The 16,292-nt window shown below is 71.4% G+C and carries 16 protein-coding genes and 2 pseudogenes; 8 read left to right on the plus strand and 10 right to left on the minus strand.

What is annotated here, in order from left to right; translation table 11 throughout:
- The first annotated feature begins 122 nt into the window (after nt 1–122).
- Nucleotides 123–1,289 (plus strand): galactose-1-epimerase, encoded by a 1,167-nt coding sequence (locus tag ACTFAP_RS01340; RefSeq protein ID WP_495683178.1) that lies wholly within the window; start codon nt 123–125, stop codon nt 1,287–1,289.
- A gap of 196 nt (nt 1,290–1,485) precedes the next feature.
- Here the strand turns inward: ACTFAP_RS01340 and ACTFAP_RS01345 are convergent, their stop codons facing one another.
- From ACTFAP_RS01345 to ACTFAP_RS01355, 3 genes are read right to left on the minus strand one after another with little or no spacing between them, the layout of a single operon-like run.
- Nucleotides 1,486–2,088 carry a response regulator transcription factor gene (locus ACTFAP_RS01345; RefSeq protein WP_436981923.1) on the minus strand — a complete coding sequence of 201 codons (603 nt, stop codon included), beginning with the start codon at nt 2,086–2,088 and terminating at the stop codon, nt 1,486–1,488.
- On the minus strand, nt 2,085–3,227 hold the full coding sequence (locus tag ACTFAP_RS01350; protein WP_495683179.1) for a histidine kinase: 1,143 nt from the start codon (nt 3,225–3,227) through the stop codon (nt 2,085–2,087). The genes ACTFAP_RS01345 and ACTFAP_RS01350 overlap by 4 nt, the downstream gene beginning before the upstream one ends.
- On the minus strand, nt 3,224–3,457 hold the full coding sequence (locus ACTFAP_RS01355) for a hypothetical protein (RefSeq protein WP_495683180.1): 234 nt from the start codon (nt 3,455–3,457) through the stop codon (nt 3,224–3,226). Before ACTFAP_RS01355 ends, ACTFAP_RS01350 begins: the two co-directional genes overlap by 4 nt.
- A 166-nt stretch (nt 3,458–3,623) precedes the next feature.
- Between ACTFAP_RS01355 and ACTFAP_RS01360 the strand changes: the two genes are divergently transcribed.
- The 3 genes from ACTFAP_RS01360 (at nt 3,624) to ACTFAP_RS01370 (ending at nt 5,901) form a co-directional block, all read left to right on the plus strand.
- On the plus strand, nt 3,624–4,514 hold the full coding sequence (locus ACTFAP_RS01360; RefSeq protein ID WP_495683181.1) for an ATP-binding cassette domain-containing protein: 891 nt from the start codon (nt 3,624–3,626) through the stop codon (nt 4,512–4,514).
- 46 nt (nt 4,515–4,560) lie between these two features.
- Nucleotides 4,561–5,280, plus strand: a complete 720-nt coding sequence (locus tag ACTFAP_RS01365; protein WP_390115268.1) for an ABC transporter permease — start codon at nt 4,561–4,563, stop codon at nt 5,278–5,280.
- A gap of 126 nt (nt 5,281–5,406) precedes the next feature.
- Nucleotides 5,407–5,901: a hypothetical protein gene (locus ACTFAP_RS01370; protein ID WP_495685044.1), complete on the plus strand. Its 495-nt coding sequence runs from the start codon at nt 5,407–5,409 to the stop codon at nt 5,899–5,901.
- 15 nt (nt 5,902–5,916) lie between these two features.
- Here ACTFAP_RS01370 and ACTFAP_RS01375 read toward each other — a convergent pair.
- Both ACTFAP_RS01375 and ACTFAP_RS01380 read right to left on the minus strand, forming a co-directional pair.
- A pseudogene (locus tag ACTFAP_RS01375) lies at nt 5,917–6,761 on the minus strand (IS5 family transposase).
- Between the two features lie 106 nt (nt 6,762–6,867).
- Nucleotides 6,868–7,731: an NAD(P)-dependent oxidoreductase gene (locus ACTFAP_RS01380; RefSeq protein WP_500468004.1), complete on the minus strand. Its 864-nt coding sequence runs from the start codon at nt 7,729–7,731 to the stop codon at nt 6,868–6,870.
- 70 nt (nt 7,732–7,801) lie between these two features.
- Between ACTFAP_RS01380 and ACTFAP_RS01385 the strand changes: the two genes are divergently transcribed.
- Nucleotides 7,802–8,164, plus strand: a complete 363-nt coding sequence (locus tag ACTFAP_RS01385; RefSeq protein ID WP_500468005.1) for a MerR family transcriptional regulator — start codon at nt 7,802–7,804, stop codon at nt 8,162–8,164.
- A gap of 42 nt (nt 8,165–8,206) precedes the next feature.
- On the opposite strand, the gene ACTFAP_RS01390 is transcribed toward ACTFAP_RS01385, so the two are convergent.
- The 3 genes and pseudogenes from ACTFAP_RS01390 to ACTFAP_RS01400 form a co-directional block, all read right to left on the minus strand.
- Nucleotides 8,207–8,971, minus strand: coding sequence for an alpha/beta fold hydrolase (locus tag ACTFAP_RS01390; RefSeq protein WP_495683184.1), 765 nt, complete (start codon nt 8,969–8,971; stop codon nt 8,207–8,209).
- A 167-nt stretch (nt 8,972–9,138) separates the two neighbouring features.
- Nucleotides 9,139–9,983, minus strand: a pseudogene (locus ACTFAP_RS01395) (IS5 family transposase).
- Nucleotides 9,984–10,020: 37 nt separating this feature from the next.
- Nucleotides 10,021–11,355 (minus strand): aminotransferase class I/II-fold pyridoxal phosphate-dependent enzyme, encoded by a 1,335-nt coding sequence (locus ACTFAP_RS01400; protein ID WP_500468006.1) that lies wholly within the window; start codon nt 11,353–11,355, stop codon nt 10,021–10,023.
- 46 nt (nt 11,356–11,401) lie between these two features.
- On the opposite strand from ACTFAP_RS01400, the gene ACTFAP_RS01405 reads away from it, so the two are divergent.
- Together ACTFAP_RS01405 and ACTFAP_RS01410 are read left to right on the plus strand one after the other, a co-directional pair.
- A complete protein-coding gene (locus ACTFAP_RS01405) occupies nt 11,402–12,091 on the plus strand; it encodes a pyridoxamine 5'-phosphate oxidase family protein (protein ID WP_495683186.1) in 690 nt (229 codons plus the stop codon).
- Nucleotides 12,092–12,135: 44 nt separating this feature from the next.
- Entirely contained in the window at nt 12,136–12,963 is an 828-nt protein-coding gene (locus tag ACTFAP_RS01410; RefSeq protein WP_495683187.1) for a PhzF family phenazine biosynthesis isomerase, read from the plus strand.
- Here the strand turns inward: ACTFAP_RS01410 and ACTFAP_RS01415 are convergent.
- Both ACTFAP_RS01415 and ACTFAP_RS01420 read right to left on the minus strand, forming a co-directional pair.
- Entirely contained in the window at nt 12,936–13,721 is a 786-nt protein-coding gene (locus ACTFAP_RS01415; protein ID WP_386533514.1) for a CPBP family intramembrane glutamic endopeptidase, read from the minus strand. The genes ACTFAP_RS01410 and ACTFAP_RS01415 overlap by 28 nt on opposite strands.
- A 119-nt stretch (nt 13,722–13,840) precedes the next feature.
- A complete protein-coding gene (locus ACTFAP_RS01420) occupies nt 13,841–15,334 on the minus strand; it encodes a glutamate-cysteine ligase family protein (RefSeq protein WP_500469599.1) in 1,494 nt (497 codons plus the stop codon).
- 259 nt (nt 15,335–15,593) lie between these two features.
- Between ACTFAP_RS01420 and ACTFAP_RS01425 the strand changes: the two genes are divergently transcribed.
- Nucleotides 15,594–16,163: a hypothetical protein gene (locus ACTFAP_RS01425; RefSeq protein WP_390115260.1), complete on the plus strand. Its 570-nt coding sequence runs from the start codon at nt 15,594–15,596 to the stop codon at nt 16,161–16,163.
- The last annotated feature ends 129 nt before the right edge of the window (nt 16,164–16,292 follow it).

Raw genomic sequence — 16,292 nt, forward strand, 5'->3', positions numbered from 1 at the left:
CGGATTTCGAACTGCGTACGAGATTCTGGACAGGCACGGCGTGACAGCCGCTCCCGAGTTCGCGGCGAGGTGCGCGCCGTTCCGTCGAACGCCTCGTCACCTTCAAGGGAGCCGCACCCGACATGAGTCCCGACAGACGCACCGTTCTCACCTCGGCCGCCGCCGGGGTCGCCGCCACCGCCGCCGGGGTCGCCCAGGCCGGCACCGCCCGGGCCGCCGGCCGGGACCGACCGGGCGACGCCGCCCCGCGCCGGGAGACCTTCGGGCGGCTGCCCGACGGCACCCGGATCGACCGCTGGACCCTCGCCCGCGGCGGCACGCGGCTCGGCGTGCTCAGCTACGGCGGCATCGTGCAGACGCTCGAGGTACCCGACCGGCACGGGCGCGGCGCCAACGTCTCCTTGGGCTTCGCCACTCTGGAGCCGTACCTGAGCGCCACCACCTACTTCGGCGCGCTGATCGGCCGCTACGGCAACCGCATCGCCGAGGGCCGTTTCACGCTCGACGGGCGCACCCACCAACTCCCGCGCAACGACGGCCCCAACAGCCTGCACGGTGGTGACGCCGGATTCGACAAGCGGGTGTGGGACATCACCGCCACCGGACCGGCCGCCCTCGCCCTGCGCCGGGTGAGCCCGGACGGCGAGATGGGGTACCCCGGTGCCCTGGACGTGACCGTCACCTACACCCTCACCGACGACGGGGACTTCCGGATCGACTACCACGCCTCGACCGACGCCCCCACCGTCGTCAACCTGACCCAGCACACCTACTTCAACCTCAGCGGCGAGGGCAGCGGATCCATCCTCGACCACCGGCTGGAACTCGCCGCCTCCCGCTACACCCCCGTCGGCGCCACGCTCATACCGACGGGCGAACTCGCCCGCGTCGCCGGGACCCCGTTCGACTTCCGGCAGCGCAAGCCGGTGGGCCGGGACATCCGCACCGCCCACCCGCAACTGCGGTACGGGCAGGGCTACGACCACAACTTTGTGCTCGACAAGGGCATCACCTCCCGTCCCGGCCCCGCCGCCACCCTGCACGACCCCGCCTCCGGGCGCTCGATGTCCGTCCACACCACCGAGCCCGGCGTGCAGTTCTACAGCGGGAACTTCCTGGACGGCACGTTGAGCGGCACCACCGACCGCTTCTACCGGCAGAGCGACGGCCTGTGCCTGGAGACCCAGCACTTCCCCGACTCCCCCAACCGGCCGGACTTCCCCAGCACCGTGCTGCGCCCCGGTGCCACCTACCGCTCCACGACCGTGTACTCCTTCGGGGCCCGCTGAGCCGGCCGGCCCGAACGGCGAGGACCCGCGGTCGCGGAATCACCGCCGAACCGACGGCATCCACAGGCGTCCCGCGACCGGTCCGCCCCCACCCTCCCGGTGCACGCGGTCGCCTTCCCGCGCGGGCCGGGCGGATGCTCCCCGGGGTTCTTCGGGCACCGCCGTGTGCCCGAAGAACCCCCGGGGCACCGCCCCGTCACAGCCAGTCGTGTTCGCGCGCGTACCGCGCCGCCTCGTGCCGGGTCCTGGTCTGGGTCTTCTGCATCGCGTGCGAGAGGTAGTTGCGCACGGTGCCCTGCGCGAGGTGGAGCCGGGCGGCGATGTCGACGACCGAGTACCCCTCACCGGTGGCCCGCAGCACATCGATCTCCCGTTCGGTGAGCGGGCAGTCGTCGACGACGGCGAGCGCGGAGACGTCCGGGTCGATCCACCGCCGGCCCTCGTGCAGGGCGTGAATGATCTCCGTGAGGTGAGCGGGTTCGGCGGACTTGCTGGCGAAGCCCCGGACCCCCAGCCGCAGCGCCTTGCGCAGCACGCCCGGCCTGGCGTGCCGGGTCAGCATGAGGATCACCTGCTGCGGCCGGGCCCGGCGGATCTGTTCCACGGCGCCGAGCCCGTCCACCCCGGGCATCTCCAGATCGATGACCAGCACGTCCGGGCGGTGCTCCAGCGTGGCCCGTACCGCCGAGGCCCCGTCCTCCGCCTCGGCGAGCACCGTGATCCGGTCCTCCAGCGCCAGCAGCGCGGCCAGTGCCTTGCGCAGCAGCGCCTCGTCGTCGGCGAGCACCACGGTGGTCATCGGCGCGCCTCCCCCGCCACGGCCGGGAAGGCCACGGAGGTACGGAAGCGTCCGTCCTTCTGCTCCACCGTCAACTCGCCCCCGTCGTCCCCCACCCGCTCGCGCAGGACGGACAGTCCGCTGAGCCGGGTGAGCGGAGCCGTTCCCGCGCCGTCGTTGACGATGGTGATGCCCGATCCGTCGAGGGTGATCCGTACCTGCGTGGCCTGCGCGTGCCGCAGGATGTTGGTGGTCGTCTCGCGCAGGACCTGACCGAGCAGTTCGTTCGCCGCCCGCTCGTCCATCCCGGGGTCCCGGTCCACCCGCACCCGGATGCCGGCCGCCTCGAAGAGGTTCTTCGCGTTCTCCAGCTCGACGGAGAGGTTGAGCCGCCGTTCTGCGTGCGCGAGTTCCTTGGTCTGGGTAATGGTGTCACCGACCAGGGCGCGCACCTCCCGCAACTCCTCCTCGGCCCGCCCGACGTCGGTGTGCAGCAGCTTCTCGGCCAGCGCGATCTTCAGCTTCACCACGTGCAGGGTGTGGCCCTGGATGTCGTGCAGATCGCCGGCGAACCGCACCCGTTCCCGGACGACGGCCAGCTCCGCCTCGCGTTCGCGCGACTCCTTCATGAGCTTGTAGAACATCTCGTTGGCGAAGGTGAGGCCGGTGGCCATCGCCGTGACGCCGGTGGGGACGACGAAGTACGGGAGCAGGTCCTCGGAGAACGCGTGCGGGGCCACCAGCAGCCGCCCCGCGCCCACGGCGCCGACGAACGCGACCAGGACCAGGGCCGCCGTCGCCCGGTGCCGCCGCAGCTGCGGGATGAGGGTGGGACCCACGATCGTGAGGCCGTAGGACGCGGTCTGGAGGCCGGCGAACAGCGCCCCGTACGCCCACACCGCCGCCGTGATGGCCAGACAGGGCAGGGCGACGCGGGAGGTGTCGCCCCGGGCCCACCGTTCGATGAACAGCAGGGCCACGACCAGGCTCAAGGTCAGCACGGTGGCGTCCCACCAGGTGCTGGAGTCGACGACCACCAGCATCACGCCCACGAGGGTGAGCGGGGGCAGCACGGTGGCGCGGTTGAGGGTGCGCAGCCGCCCGGAGATCGCTTCGGAGTGATCGATCGTGGAGTGCGGGGCCAGGTAGAAGGTGCTCACCTGTCCTCCCCGGGCCGCGGGGTGATCTGCCCCAGCAGGGGGAACGCCAGCGCGGTCGGCACGGTGAGGGCGGCCGCCGTCCACATCGGCCACCGGTTGTTCTCCAGCCAGGACTCCATGCCGTCAGGGTAGAGGCCGGGGTCGAGGGCGTGGAGAAAGTAGACCGCGCACACCGCGACGAGGACGGTCATACCGGCCATCAGCAGCATGCGCAGGGGTCTGTCGCCCATGTGCGGCTCTCCCGGGATCGAACGGCGGGGTCACTGTCCGCAGTATTCGGCCGGACCGGACGGCACACCAGTGACACCGTGTCATGGGTTTCGGCTGAGGAACGTCATCGCCGCCGATGACACCACGCCACTGCCGGGGACGGCCCGCGCCGGATGGAATCGGTGCATGACCACCACACCCGTCATCGACGTCGACCGGCTGAACCTCGTCTACGGCGACTTCCACGCCGTGAAGGACCTGTCCTTCCAGGTGGGGCGCGGAGAGTTCTACGCGCTGCTCGGCACCAACGGAGCCGGCAAAACCTCCACCCTGGAGATCATCGAGGGCCACCGCACCGCCACCTCGGGGACCGTACGGGTCTTCGGCCACAGCCCGCGCGACCGGAGCACGGTGCGGCCCCGGATGGGCATCATGCTCCAGGAGAGCGGCTTCTCCCCGGACCTGACGGTGCGCGAATCGGTCCGGCTGATCGGGGACCTCACCCGCCGCACCGACAAGGCCGAACGCGTGCTCGGCATCGTCGACCTCACGCACAAGGCCGGCACCAAGGTCTCCCAGCTGTCCGGGGGCGAGAAGCGCCGGCTGGACTTCGCGACCGCCATCTACGGATCACCCGAGCTGATCTTCCTGGACGAGCCCACCACCGGTCTGGACATCCAGTCCCGGGACGATCTGTGGGACTCCGTGGACAAGCTGCGCGAGGACGGCTCCACCATCGTGCTGACCACGCACTACCTGGAGGAGGCCCAGCAGCGGGCCGACCGGATCGGCCTCATGCACCAGGGCACCTTCCACCAGGAGGGGACCGTCGCCGAACTGACCCGGACCCTGCCCGCGGTCATCCGCTTCACCCTCCCGGCGCAGGCCTCGGCGCTCCCGCTCCACGCCAGGCCCGACGGGGAGCGCGAGGGCGGATACGTCATCGAGACCTTCGGGCTCCAGAAGGACCTGCACGCCCTGCTCGGCTGGGCCGAGGACAACGCGGTGGAACTGCGGGACCTCCAGGCAGGACCGACGCGGCTGGATGACGTCTTCCGCGCCATCGGCAGCAACTGACCGTCAGCCCTCCACCCGGCACCCTTCCCGGAAAGACGCCTTCACCATGCTCTCCATCGCGCTCAGCGAGCTGATCCAGATCTTCCGCAACCGGCTGATCCTGGTCACCAGTTTCATCATGCCCGTGGCGGTCAGCGCCTACTTCATCTACCAGCACGAGGTCTTCGCCGAGCTGGGCAGCCTCGGCTACATCGCCGCGGTGGTGGTGTTCACCGTGGGGGCCTTCGGCCTCTACACCACCACGGTCACCACCCTGGCCTCCCGACGCCAGAACCTCTTCCTCAAGCGGCTGCGCTCCACCGCGGCGGGCGACACGAGCATCCTGTCCGGCCTGGTGTTCCCGGCCACCGTCATCGCGCTGGTCCAGGTGGTCGCGATCCTCGCCGCGCTGGCGGGGGTGAGCGGCACTCCGGCCAACGTCGCGCTGCTGGCGGTGGGGGTCCTCGGCGTGGTGGCGATGATGCTCGCCCTGGCGCTGGCCACCGCCGGGCTGACGAACTCGCCCGAGCACGCCCAGGTGACCACGCTGCCCGTCAGCCTCGGCGTCATCGCCGTCGCCAGCTGGGTGGGCATCAGCGGCACCGAGGAGCTCGCCACGCTCAAGCGGCTGCTGCCGGGCGGCTCGGCCACAGAGCTCCTGGTCGACTCCTGGAACGGCGGGGTCGCGGTCACGGACTCGCTGATCCTGCTCGCGCCCACCTTCGGCTGGGTCGTCGCCTCCGTCGCGCTCGCCTCACGGCTCTTCCGCTGGGAGCCGCGCCGCTGACCCGGCCCCGGGGCAACCGCGCGGGGAACTGCGCGGCCGCCCCGGTCGTCCCATCTGCCGACACGCACACCGGCGGACGCAGGGCCGTCCGCCCCTCGCACGCTCTTGCTGGAGGCACCCGTGGCCATGGTCGGCCTGTTCTGGATCACCGAGGAATCGGTCCATCTGGGGGCCGAGCCGATCGGTCCGACGTCCGGGGTGCGGCTGACGGAGGACGGCGTCCAGGGCCTGGGGAACGCCCCCGATCCGTTCTGGAGCTGGAAGGAGGTGCGGCGGGTCGAGATCCGCGACGTGAAGGTGCGCTCCGTCGCACGGCGCCGGGTGGCCCTGACGCTGGGGGCGCTGTACGCGGCGGTGACCGGCGACGCCGACGATCCGCCCCCCTGCACGCTGCGGGTGGAGACCGCCGACCGCACCGTGGAGCTGAGCTTCTACGCCTCCGCCGTCGGCGGGATCTACTCACCGGCGGAGTTCGCGCTCTCCTGTACGGTCCTGGACCGGATCGCCGACGACGGAGCCCGGATCGGTGACCTCCTCGCCTGGCGCCGCGAGCAGCCGGACGACACGACCCCGCTACCGGAGGAACGCGAAGCGCTGCTGCTCAAGTGGGCCGAGGGCTAGGCCGTTTCTTTTGGATCATCGTGCTGACCAGGTGTGGATGGCGGCGATGTGGAGTGCGGCCTGGTAGATGGTGGCGGTCTTGTCGTATCGGGTGGCCAGGCCGCGCCATTGCTTGAGTTTGTTGATGCAGCGTTCGACGGTGTTGCGCTGCTTGTATGCCTCTCGGTCGAACGCGGGCGGGCGGCCGCCCCGGCTGCCGCGTCGTTTGCGGTTGGTTGCCTGGTCAGCGGGAACGGGAATGACTGCCCGGATTCCGCGCCGACGGAGGTGGGCCCGGATAGCGCGTGAGGAGTAAGCCTTGTCGGCCAGGACCATCTCCGGTGTTGTCCGGGGCCGGCCGGTCGGCCGGGGCACCCGTAACTGGTTCATGACCTGGGCGAACGCGGGTGCGTCCCCTGCCTGGCCCGGGGTGAGGACGAAGGCCAGGGGCCGACAGCGGCTGTCGGCGGCGAGATGGATCTTGGTGGTCAGTCCGCCGCGGGACCGTCCGAGGGCATGGTCGTCCGGCTCGCCGGCCGGGGCCCCTTTTTGCGGGCCCCGGCGGCGTGCTGGTGAGCACGGACGATCGTGGAGTCGACCGCGATGACCCAGTCCATGTCGCCCTCGGCGTCGGCCTGGGCGAGCAGGGCGGTGAAGACCTTCTCCCAGGTGCCGTCGGCGGCCCAGCACCGCAGCCGGTTGTGGACGCCCTTCCACGACCCGAAGCGCTCGGGCAGATCCATCCACGGCGTCCCGGTGCGGTATTTGAAGGCGATCGCGTCGATCACCGGGCGGTGATCCCGCCACCGCCCTCCCCGCCGAGGTGTCCGGTCCGGCAGCAACGGCTCGATCCTCGCCCACTGGGCATCAGTCAACGACACACATCAACCAACGATCCGATGATCCGCAGGAAACGGCCTAGGGGTACCGGCAGCAAGCCGGCGGCCCCCGGGCCGCTTGAGTCCGGGCCCGTCCGCCGCGCGCTCCTCACCGTGTGCGGAACTGTTCCACCAGCGCCACGTATCCGCTGCCGCCGTGGCCGGCGGTCGCCGCTCGCTCCGCCAGTGCCCTGATGAGCCTCGGAAGCTCGGAGTTGACGTCGAGCACCTCGCTCTCCTGAATCACCTGCGTCATGGCCGTCAGGTGGGTGTCCAGGGTGCCGTCGTCGGCCGGGTAGACGCCGTCGTCGGCCTGTCGCGCGTAGCCCGGGAGCCAGCCTGCCACCATGTCGATCGCGGTCTGCGCGACGGGGAGGTACGCCGTGGCGGTCACACCGGCCGGGCCGAGGATCGCGACGCCGTTGAGGAAGCCGTCGAGCATGCTCCACATGAGGACGAGCGTGGCCATCTCGTGTGTGGCCGAAAGGCCGGGGTCGTCTCCGAGGTGGAGGCCCGTGCCGAGACTGCCGAGGGAGGACGCGTGGGCGTCGTACAGCGGTCGCGGCCCGCTGTAGGCGAGCACGGCGTCGGCCGTGCCGACCGCCTCCGGGACGGCCATGACCCCGCCGTCGAGGTAACCGCCGCCGCGGCGCAGCACCTCCGTGGCGAGTTCTCTGGCGCGCGAGGGCGTGCCCGAGGTCAGGTTCACCACGACCCGACCGTCGAGCGGTCCGTCGAGGATGTCCGCCACGGCGTCGTAGTCCGATACGCAGACCACGACGAGCGGGGATGCCGCGATAGCGGCCCCCGGGGACGGTGCGAGTATCGCGCCCCGCACCACGAGGCCGTCGGCCTTGGCCGGCGTGCGGTTCCACACGGTCGTCGGGTGTCCCGCACGCAGGAACGCCTCGGCGAGGGCGCCGCCCATCAGTCCAAGTCCCAGAACCGTGACGGGTGTGCCGTTGTGCATCATGTGCTCCTTCTCCGTTCGCTGGCACAATCGTCAACGTTCACACCGGTATGAAGGTCAAGGGGGAACGCGCGTGCTGATCGGGGAGCTGAGCCGGCGGACCGGGGTCAATCCGCACCAACTGCGGTATTACGAGGCTCAGGGCCTGCTGGTGCCCGGACGTGGCGGCAACGGCTACCGTGAGTACGGCGAGGACGCCGTGCTGGCCGTGTCCCAGATCAGGAAACTGCTCGGCGCCGGGCTGTCGACTCAGGAGATCGGCTACCTCCAGCCGTGCGTCACGGGCGGTGACCCCGATCTGAAGCCCTGCCCGGAAACCGTGGACCTTCTCCGGGCGCGCATAGCCGGACTGGACGAGCAGATCGACACACTCCTCCAGTCCCGTCGGACCCTGCGGGAGTACCTGGCGGCCACGGAGCAGCGGGCGGCCGGCTAGCCGGTCACATCGCTTTCCCGGGGTCGGGAACCGCGGGCCGGCTCAACCGACAGGGACTCTCTCCCCGAGAAAGCCGACCAGCAGATCGGTAACGGCCGATGGCCGCTCCAGGCTGGGAAGGTGACCTGCCCATGGCAGTTCGACGTGGTCGGCGTTCGCGAGCAGGTGCGGCAGCCGGGTGGCGATCTCCCGGAAGTCCGCCAGATCATGCGCGCCCGACAGGACGAGGCAGGGCGCGTGTATCGCTGTCAGATCAACAGCGGTCTCGACGGGCTCGAACTCGTCGTCGGCGGCCGACTGCGCCTCGAAAGCGTGCCGCTGCATCCGGCGTACCGCCGCGCGGGCGCTCTCGTCGGCGTCCGGGCCGAGCCAGGTTTCGACCATCAACTCCGTCGCGCCGATGATGTCCCCCGCATCGAGCAGAGCTTCCTCGCGCTCCCCGAGCGCACGCAACTCGGCAGAAGGTTCATGATCGGGAAGGGCGGGACAGAGCAACCCCAGGGCGCTCACCCGATCCGGCCAGCGCGCGGCCACCTCCAGGGCGACCTGCCCGCCGTACGAGGATCCCACCAGTGCCACCCGCGTGAGGCCCAGGCTGTTCAGCAGGGCCAGCACATCCTCGGAATCGCTGTGGGGGCGGTCCGGCGCCGGAGTCTCACCGAAGCCGCGAAGATCACAGCGCACCAGGCGATAACCGGCCTCGATCAGGGCCGGCCACTGGGCGTCCCACATCCGCCGGTCACACACCCCGGAATGCAGCAGCACCAGTACAGGGCCGTCTCCGGCCACATCATGAGAAAGCGTCATCCGGCAGACCCTACGCGGTCGGCTGCTCGAAACACCTCCCGAATAGCGCCGCCACCGCCCGACCGCCCGCCGGCCCTTTCCGCGCGGATCAGGCACGCCTCCTCCCGTAGCCGGCGGCGCGGCCCCGCGAAGAACCGAAAGACACTGCCTAGGCCGTTTCTTTTGGATCATCGTGCTGACCAGGTGTGGATGGCGGCGATGTGGAGTGCGGCCTGGTAGATGGTGGCGGTCTTGTCGTATCGGGTGGCCAGGCCGCGCCATTGCTTGAGTTTGTTGATGCAGCGTTCGACGGTGTTGCGCTGCTTGTATGCCTCTCGGTCGAACGCGGGCGGGCGGCCGCCCCGGCTGCCGCGTCGTTTGCGGTTGGTTGCCTGGTCAGCGGGAACGGGAATGACTGCCCGGATTCCGCGCCGACGGAGGTGGGCCCGGATAGCGCGTGAGGAGTAAGCCTTGTCGGCCAGGACCATCTCCGGTGTTGTCCGGGGCCGGCCGGTCGGCCGGGGCACCCGTAACTGGTTCATGACCTGGGCGAACGCGGGTGCGTCCCCTGCCTGGCCCGGGGTGAGGACGAAGGCCAGGGGCCGACAGCGGCTGTCGGCGGCGAGATGGATCTTGGTGGTCAGTCCGCCGCGGGACCGTCCGAGGGCATGGTCGTCCGGCTCGCCGGCCGGGGCCCCTTTTTGCGGGCCCCGGCGGCGTGCTGGTGAGCACGGACGATCGTGGAGTCGACCGCGATGACCCAGTCCATGTCGCCCTCGGCGTCGGCCTGGGCGAGCAGGGCGGTGAAGACCTTCTCCCAGGTGCCGTCGGCGGCCCAGCACCGCAGCCGGTTGTGGACGCCCTTCCACGACCCGAAGCGCTCGGGCAGATCCATCCACGGCGTCCCGGTGCGGTATTTGAAGGCGATCGCGTCGATCACCGGGCGGTGATCCCGCCACCGCCCTCCCCGCCGAGGTGTCCGGTCCGGCAGCAACGGCTCGATCCTCGCCCACTGGGCATCAGTCAACGACACACATCAACCAACGATCCGATGATCCGCAGGAAACGGCCTAGTCGTACCGGCGCACAGCGCCCGGGGTGAGGGCCGCCGCCACGGCGTCCGCGAGGGGTGCGATGTCGGCCGGCACCAGGCGGGAGACGGTGAGCCGGATGCCGGGGGGTGAGGCCAGCCGGAAGCGGGCGCCCGGCCCGACCGCCCAGCCGGCCGTGAGCAGCCTGGCCACGGCGCCGGTCTCCTCCGGGGCGGGCACCCACACGTTCATGCCGCTGCGGCCTCGCGCGGGGACGCCGCGTTCGGCGAGGGCGGCCAGCAGTGCCTCGCGCCGCCGTCCGTAGGAGGCGGCCACGGTGGCCGGATCGACGGCCCCGCCGTGCCAGAGCCCGGCAACGGTCTCCTGGAGGAGATGGCTGACCCAGCCGGGTCCGAGCCGGTGCCGCCCCGCCACCCGGTCGACCGTCAGATCGTCGCCGGTCAGCACCGCGACCCGCAGGTCGGGCCCGTATGCCTTGGCGGCCGAGCGGACGAACGCCCAGTGCCGGGTGACGCCGGTCAGGGTGTGCAGCGGCAGATCGACGATGTGGTGGCCGTGGTCGTCCTCGATGAGCAGGGTCTGCGGGTGTGCCGCGAGGACGGCCCGCAGGGCGGCGGCGCGTGGTGCGGTGACGGCGGCCCCGGTGGGGTTCTGGGCGCGGGCGGTGACCACCAGGGCGCGGGCGCCGCGCTCCAGGGCGCGTTCGGCGTCGCCGGGCAGCGGGCCCTCGTCGTCGACCGTCATGGGCAGGGCACGCAGCCCGAGTGCGGGGACGAGGTCCAGGAGGCTGCCCCAGCCCGGGTCCTCGACGGCGACGGCGTCGCCGGGACGCAGATGGGCCGCGAGGACGCGTTCGATGGCGTCCAGGGAGCCGGAGGCGACGGTGAGCGGTGCGTCCTGGACGCCGTCGGCGGCGAGTTCGGCGCGGGCGGCGGCGGCCAGCCGTTCGCTGACCGGGGGCGCGCCGTACATCGGCGGGGCGGTGGCGAAGCGTTCGCCGGCGGCGGCCAGTGCCGGGCCCAGCGGGGGCAGCAGGGCGGGGTCGGGGTTTCCGTCGGAGATGTCGCGGGCGCCGGGTGGTACGTGGACGCGGACGGTGTCGTCGCGTGAGGTGCTGGCGGGGCGGTGCCGCACCCGGCTGCCGCGCCGGCCCGCGGTCTCGATCAGTCCGCGCTCGCGCAGCGTGCGGTAGGCGGCGGCGACGGTGTTCGGGTTGACGCCGAGGGCTGCGGCCAGTTCCCGCTGGGGCGGGAGGAGTTGGCCGGGCGCGAGGTCTCCGGAGCCGATGCCCCGTTCCACGCTCGCGGCGATATCGGCCGCACCCCGTCCCGTAATGCGATAATCTCCTAGCACAAACGAGATTATGCACTAATGCAATACCGAGGGCAAGGAGAAACGCGTGCCGACCGCCGACCACACCACCGCCAGCTACCCGCGCACCGCGCGCACCACCCCCACCCGCGCCGCCCAACGTGCCTCCTGGGACCGGGAGCGGGTGCACGGCATCCTCGACGACGGCTATCTGTGCCACCTCGGCTTCGTCCGCGACGGCGCCGCCGTGGTGCTGCCCACCCTGTACGCGAGGGTCGGTGAGCGGCTGTACGTCCACGGCTCCACCGGTTCGTACCCGCTGCGCACGGCGAGCGGCACGCCGCAGGGGCTGCCAGTGTGTGTGACCGTCACCCATGTCGACGCCCTGGTGCTGGCGCGCTCGGCCTTCCACCACTCGGTCAACTACCGCTCGGTGGTGGTGCACGGCACCGCGCGGCAGGTCACCGATCCGGCCGAGAAGGCCGCCGCGCTGGACGCCATCGTCGATCAGGCGATCCCGGGCCGCTCCACCGACTGCCGCCCCGCCAACGGCAAGGAGGCGGCCGCCACCGCCGTCCTGGCCATCGAGCTGACCGAGGTGTCCGCCAAGTTCCGCACCGGCGGCCCGAACGATGATCCCGAGGACCGGGAACTGCCCCACTGGAGCGGCGTGCTGCCGGTCTCCGTCACGACCGGCGCACCGGTGCCGGCCCCGGACCTGGCCGCCGGTGTCGCCCTTCCGCCCTATCTGACCGCACAGCGGTCCACGGACGCCTGATTGGCCATGGCCGCCCGCGCGCCGCGCCGCCTAGCGTGCCGGCCATGAGAATCCGCATCGTCGACGCGTTCACCGACCGGCCCTTCTCCGGCAACCCGGCCGGGGTGGTCCTCCTCGACAGCTGGCCGCGGGAGGACTGGCTGCGCGCGGTGGCCGCCGAGGTCAATCTGTCCGAGACGGCCTTCGCGGTGCCCACCCCCGGCCGGGACGACGCCGACTACGCCCTGCGCTGGCTGACCCCGACCGCCGAGGTGGATCTCTGCGGCCACGCCACCCTCGCCACCGCCCACGTGCTGTACGGGGACGGCGCCGCCCCGGGCCTGCTGCGCTTCGCCACCCGCTCCGGCATCGTCACCACCCGGCCGCACGCGAAGGGGGCGATCACGCTGGACTTCCCCACCGCCCCGCTGACACCGCAGGACATCCCGCCGGGCCTCGCCGAGACGCTGGGGGCGCGGCCGCTGTCGGTCCACTCCCCCGGCCCCGGCATCGCCGACCTCCTGGTGGAGCTGGCGGACGAGCGCACGGTGGCCGGCCTCACCCCGGACATCGGCCGGATCGGCCAGATCATCGTGACCGCCCCCGCCGACGACCCGGGCTCCGGTTACGACGTCGCCTCCCGCTGTTTCTTCCCGGCGGTCGGCATCCCCGAGGACCCGGTCACCGGCAGCGCGCACACCGCGATCGGCCCGTTCTGGGCGCGGCGCACCGGCCGTACCCGGCTGACCGGCCGCCAGCTCTCGGCACGCGGCGGCACCGTGCGCATGGAGATGACGGGCGACCGCACGCTGCTGACGGGCACGGCCGTCACCGTCATCGACGGCGAGCTGCTGGCGGGACCGGGTCAGGCGGTGGGCAGCCAGCTGACATGACCGGCCAGCAGCGCGTACCCGATGAAGGCCACGATGTCGATCAGGGCGTGCGCCACCACCAGCGGCATCACCCGCCCCCAGCGGCGGTACAGCCACACGAAGATGACGCCCATGGCGACATTGCCGATGAACCCGCCGATGCCCTGGTAGAGGTGGTACGAGCCGCGCAGCAGCGAGGAGGTGAGCAGCGCGGCGGGCGCGCTCCAGCCCAGTTGGTCCAGGCGGCGCAGCAGATAGCCGACCACGATCACCTCCTCCACGATGGAGTTCTGGAGCGCGGAGGCGATCAGCACCGGGAACTTCCACCACACCTCGGGCAGTGACTCGGGTACCACGGTGAGGTTGGCGCCGGCCGCGTGCGCGCCGAGGTAGAGCAGGATGCCGCTGCCGCCGATGCCGGCGGCGACCACCGCGCCCCAGGCCAGGTCGAAGCGAGGCCGGCGCAGGTCGAAGCCGATCACCCGCATCCCGGTGCCACCGGGGCCGGGTTCGCGCAGCAGCAGATGGGCCACCAGCAGGACCGGTACCAGGGCGGTGCTGATCGCGAACACCTGCCACACCAGGTCGAGCCAGGGGCGGCCGGGGGCGCGCGAGCCGTTGAGGGTGGCGGCCTGGTCGGCGAGTCCGCCGGGGCGGGTGAGCGCCCCGACGAAGCGGATCACCGCGGCGACGCCGCTGGCCCCCAGGGACAGGGCCAGCACCAGCAGCAGTTCCCGGCTCAGCGTCCGCCGGTCGTTCTCCCCGGGCAGCGCGGGCACCCGCCCGCCACCCGCCCGGGCCGGACTCTCCGGGTTCAACAGCCGCACCTTCACTCCGTTCGCCGCGCCGACGCTCCGCCACCGCGGGGGCGGCTGGGCGGCGCGGGCGCGCGGCGCGGTCAGGTCCCGGTCGGCCAGCTGTGCACCGGCGCGTCGGTGCGCGCCAGTTCGCAGTAGCGGGTCACGAGCCGGGACAGGGCCGTACGGCGGTCGGCTCCGTTCGCCACCTCCTGGTGGTAGACCCGAGTCTGCCAGCCGGCCCCGGTGATCCCGCGGCGGCATCGTTCGGCGATGACGGACAGATAGTGGTCGCGGTCGGCGGCCGGAATGCCGTACGCGTCCAGGCCCGAGGCGGCCAGCGGCAGCAGGGTCTCCTCGATGAGCCGCGCGGCCGGGCGGGTGATCAGCCCGCCGCCCTCGGGGTCGGGCCAGGTCAGCTCGGCGTCGATGCCCTCCCGGCAGGCGGTGTGGAAGTTCTCCTCGGCGGTGGCGAACGGCAGCCGGTGCCACACGGGCTGCTCCTGGTCGGCCAGGGCGCGCACCAGTCCGTAGTAGAAGGCCGCGTTGGCGACGGTGTCGGTGGCGGTGGGGCCGGTGGGCAGCACCCGGTTCTCCACCCGCAGATGCGGTACGCCGTCGGCCACCGCGTACACCGGACGGTTCCAGCGGTAGACGGTGCCGTTGTGCAGGCCGAGTTCGGACAGCCGGGGGATGCCTCCCGCGGCCAGGACGGCGAGCGGGTCCTCCTCGTCGCGCAGCGGGATGAGCGCGGGGAAGTAACGCAGGTTCTCCTCGAAGAGATCGGTGACGGAGTCGATCCAGCGTTCGCCGAACCATGTGCGCGGGCGTACGCCCTGGGCGGCCAGCTCCGGGGGGCGGCTGTCGGTGGCCTGGAGGAAGAACGGCGGCCGGGTCTCCGGCCACAGCTGGGTACCGAAGACGAACGGGGAATTGGCGCCCACCGCTATCTGTGCCGCGGTGACGCACTGGGCGGCGTTCCAGGTGTCGGCGAACCGGTCCGGGGTGACCTGGAGGTGGAATTGCACCGAGGTGCAGATGGATTCCGGCGCGATGGAGTCGAAGGAGCGTTCCAGCGTTTCGGCTCCGGCCAGTTCGACCTTGATGCTTTCGCCGCGTGCCGCAAGTATCTGGTCGTTCAGCATCATATAGCGGTCGACCTGGGAGAGGCTGGTGGGAGCCAGCTCGTCTCCTGTGACAGTGGGCAGAACTCCAATCATCACGATGTTGGCGTCGAATTCCCCTGCCACGGTGTCCGCATAACCAAAGGCGATGCGCAGTTCCTCGGCCAGGTCGTCGAACACCCGGCCCGCCAGGGCGCGCGGGGTCATATTGAATTCGAGGGTGAACTGACCGAGCTCGGTCTGGAAATCCCGGGTGGCCATTCTCGCCAGTACCTCGCCATTGACCATGCGCGGGGCGCCGTCGCGGTCGGCGAGGCTGAGTTCCACCTCCAGGCCGATGGACTCCCGTGGTCCGTCGAAGCGCCGCTCCGCGAGCAGCCGGCGCAGGCTCTCCACGCACGCATGCAGTCTGGCCCGGAAAAGTTCCCGGTCAGCAAGATCGAACCGGTCGGCCGCGACCTTCACACCCATGCGGCACACCTCCTCGTCCGTCGGTGCACCGATCATGCCCACCCCCATCGGCCGATAACACCGGACCGCGCGTGGCGCGGCCCACACATGGGCATATCCCAGAGGGATACTTCGCGCACAGGGCGGCCTGATTACCTCTTGCCGAAACTTTTTCGGTGGGCTAGTGGAAACATAACGAGAACACGCGTCGTATAACATCCTGAAGCGCCATGTCTCCCCTGGAAGAGGCGACCTACTCCGAAGCGAGAGGCGACCCGACATGCCCCTGAACATCCCGCCCGCTCCTGCTGCCGCCGAGCGCAGCCTGAGTGCCGCGCTCCAGTCCACGACGGTGCGTTCCCCGCACCCGATCTATCTGAATCGCGGGGCTCTGCGCCCCGTGCTTCCCCTGCCCGTGCACCGGTTGACGCCGGTCCCCGATCCCACCGGAGCGGCCCGTTCCCGGCTGACCGGATGGCGTTTTCTGCTGGAGAGTGGTGGCCGCGCCGTCGGAGCCGCGGAAACCATGCTGACCCCGGACGGCTGGGCTTTCTCGCATTTCGGGGAAGGCCCCTATATCGCCTCCACGGAGCGGGCCGTACGGCGCGCCGAGGAGCTTCCCGGCACCTATCAGCCCCGGTTGCTGTCGATTCCGGAGCTGTACATGCTCACCCTGTGGCTGCACTCGGATCCCACGGCCGAGCCGGGTGCCGGCTCGCCGCTGCCGCAGGACATCCTGGTGCCGCTCGCTCCGGCGCCGCCGGGCATCGCCGCTGATGTCCCGGTGCGCGCGGACACGTTGCTGCCGGTGCTCGCCGGCCGCCTGACGATCACGGCGCCGACCGGCTGACCGGCGGCGCACCCCACGGAGGCGGTACGCGTCCGGGCCGGTTCCCCGCTGCGGGGAACCGGCCCGGACGGCGTCGGCCTCACTCCTGAGTTCCCGGTCCTGAGTTCTCAGTTGCCCGGTTCCGTCAGT

The organism is Streptomyces sp. PH9007, from assembly GCF_059813725.1.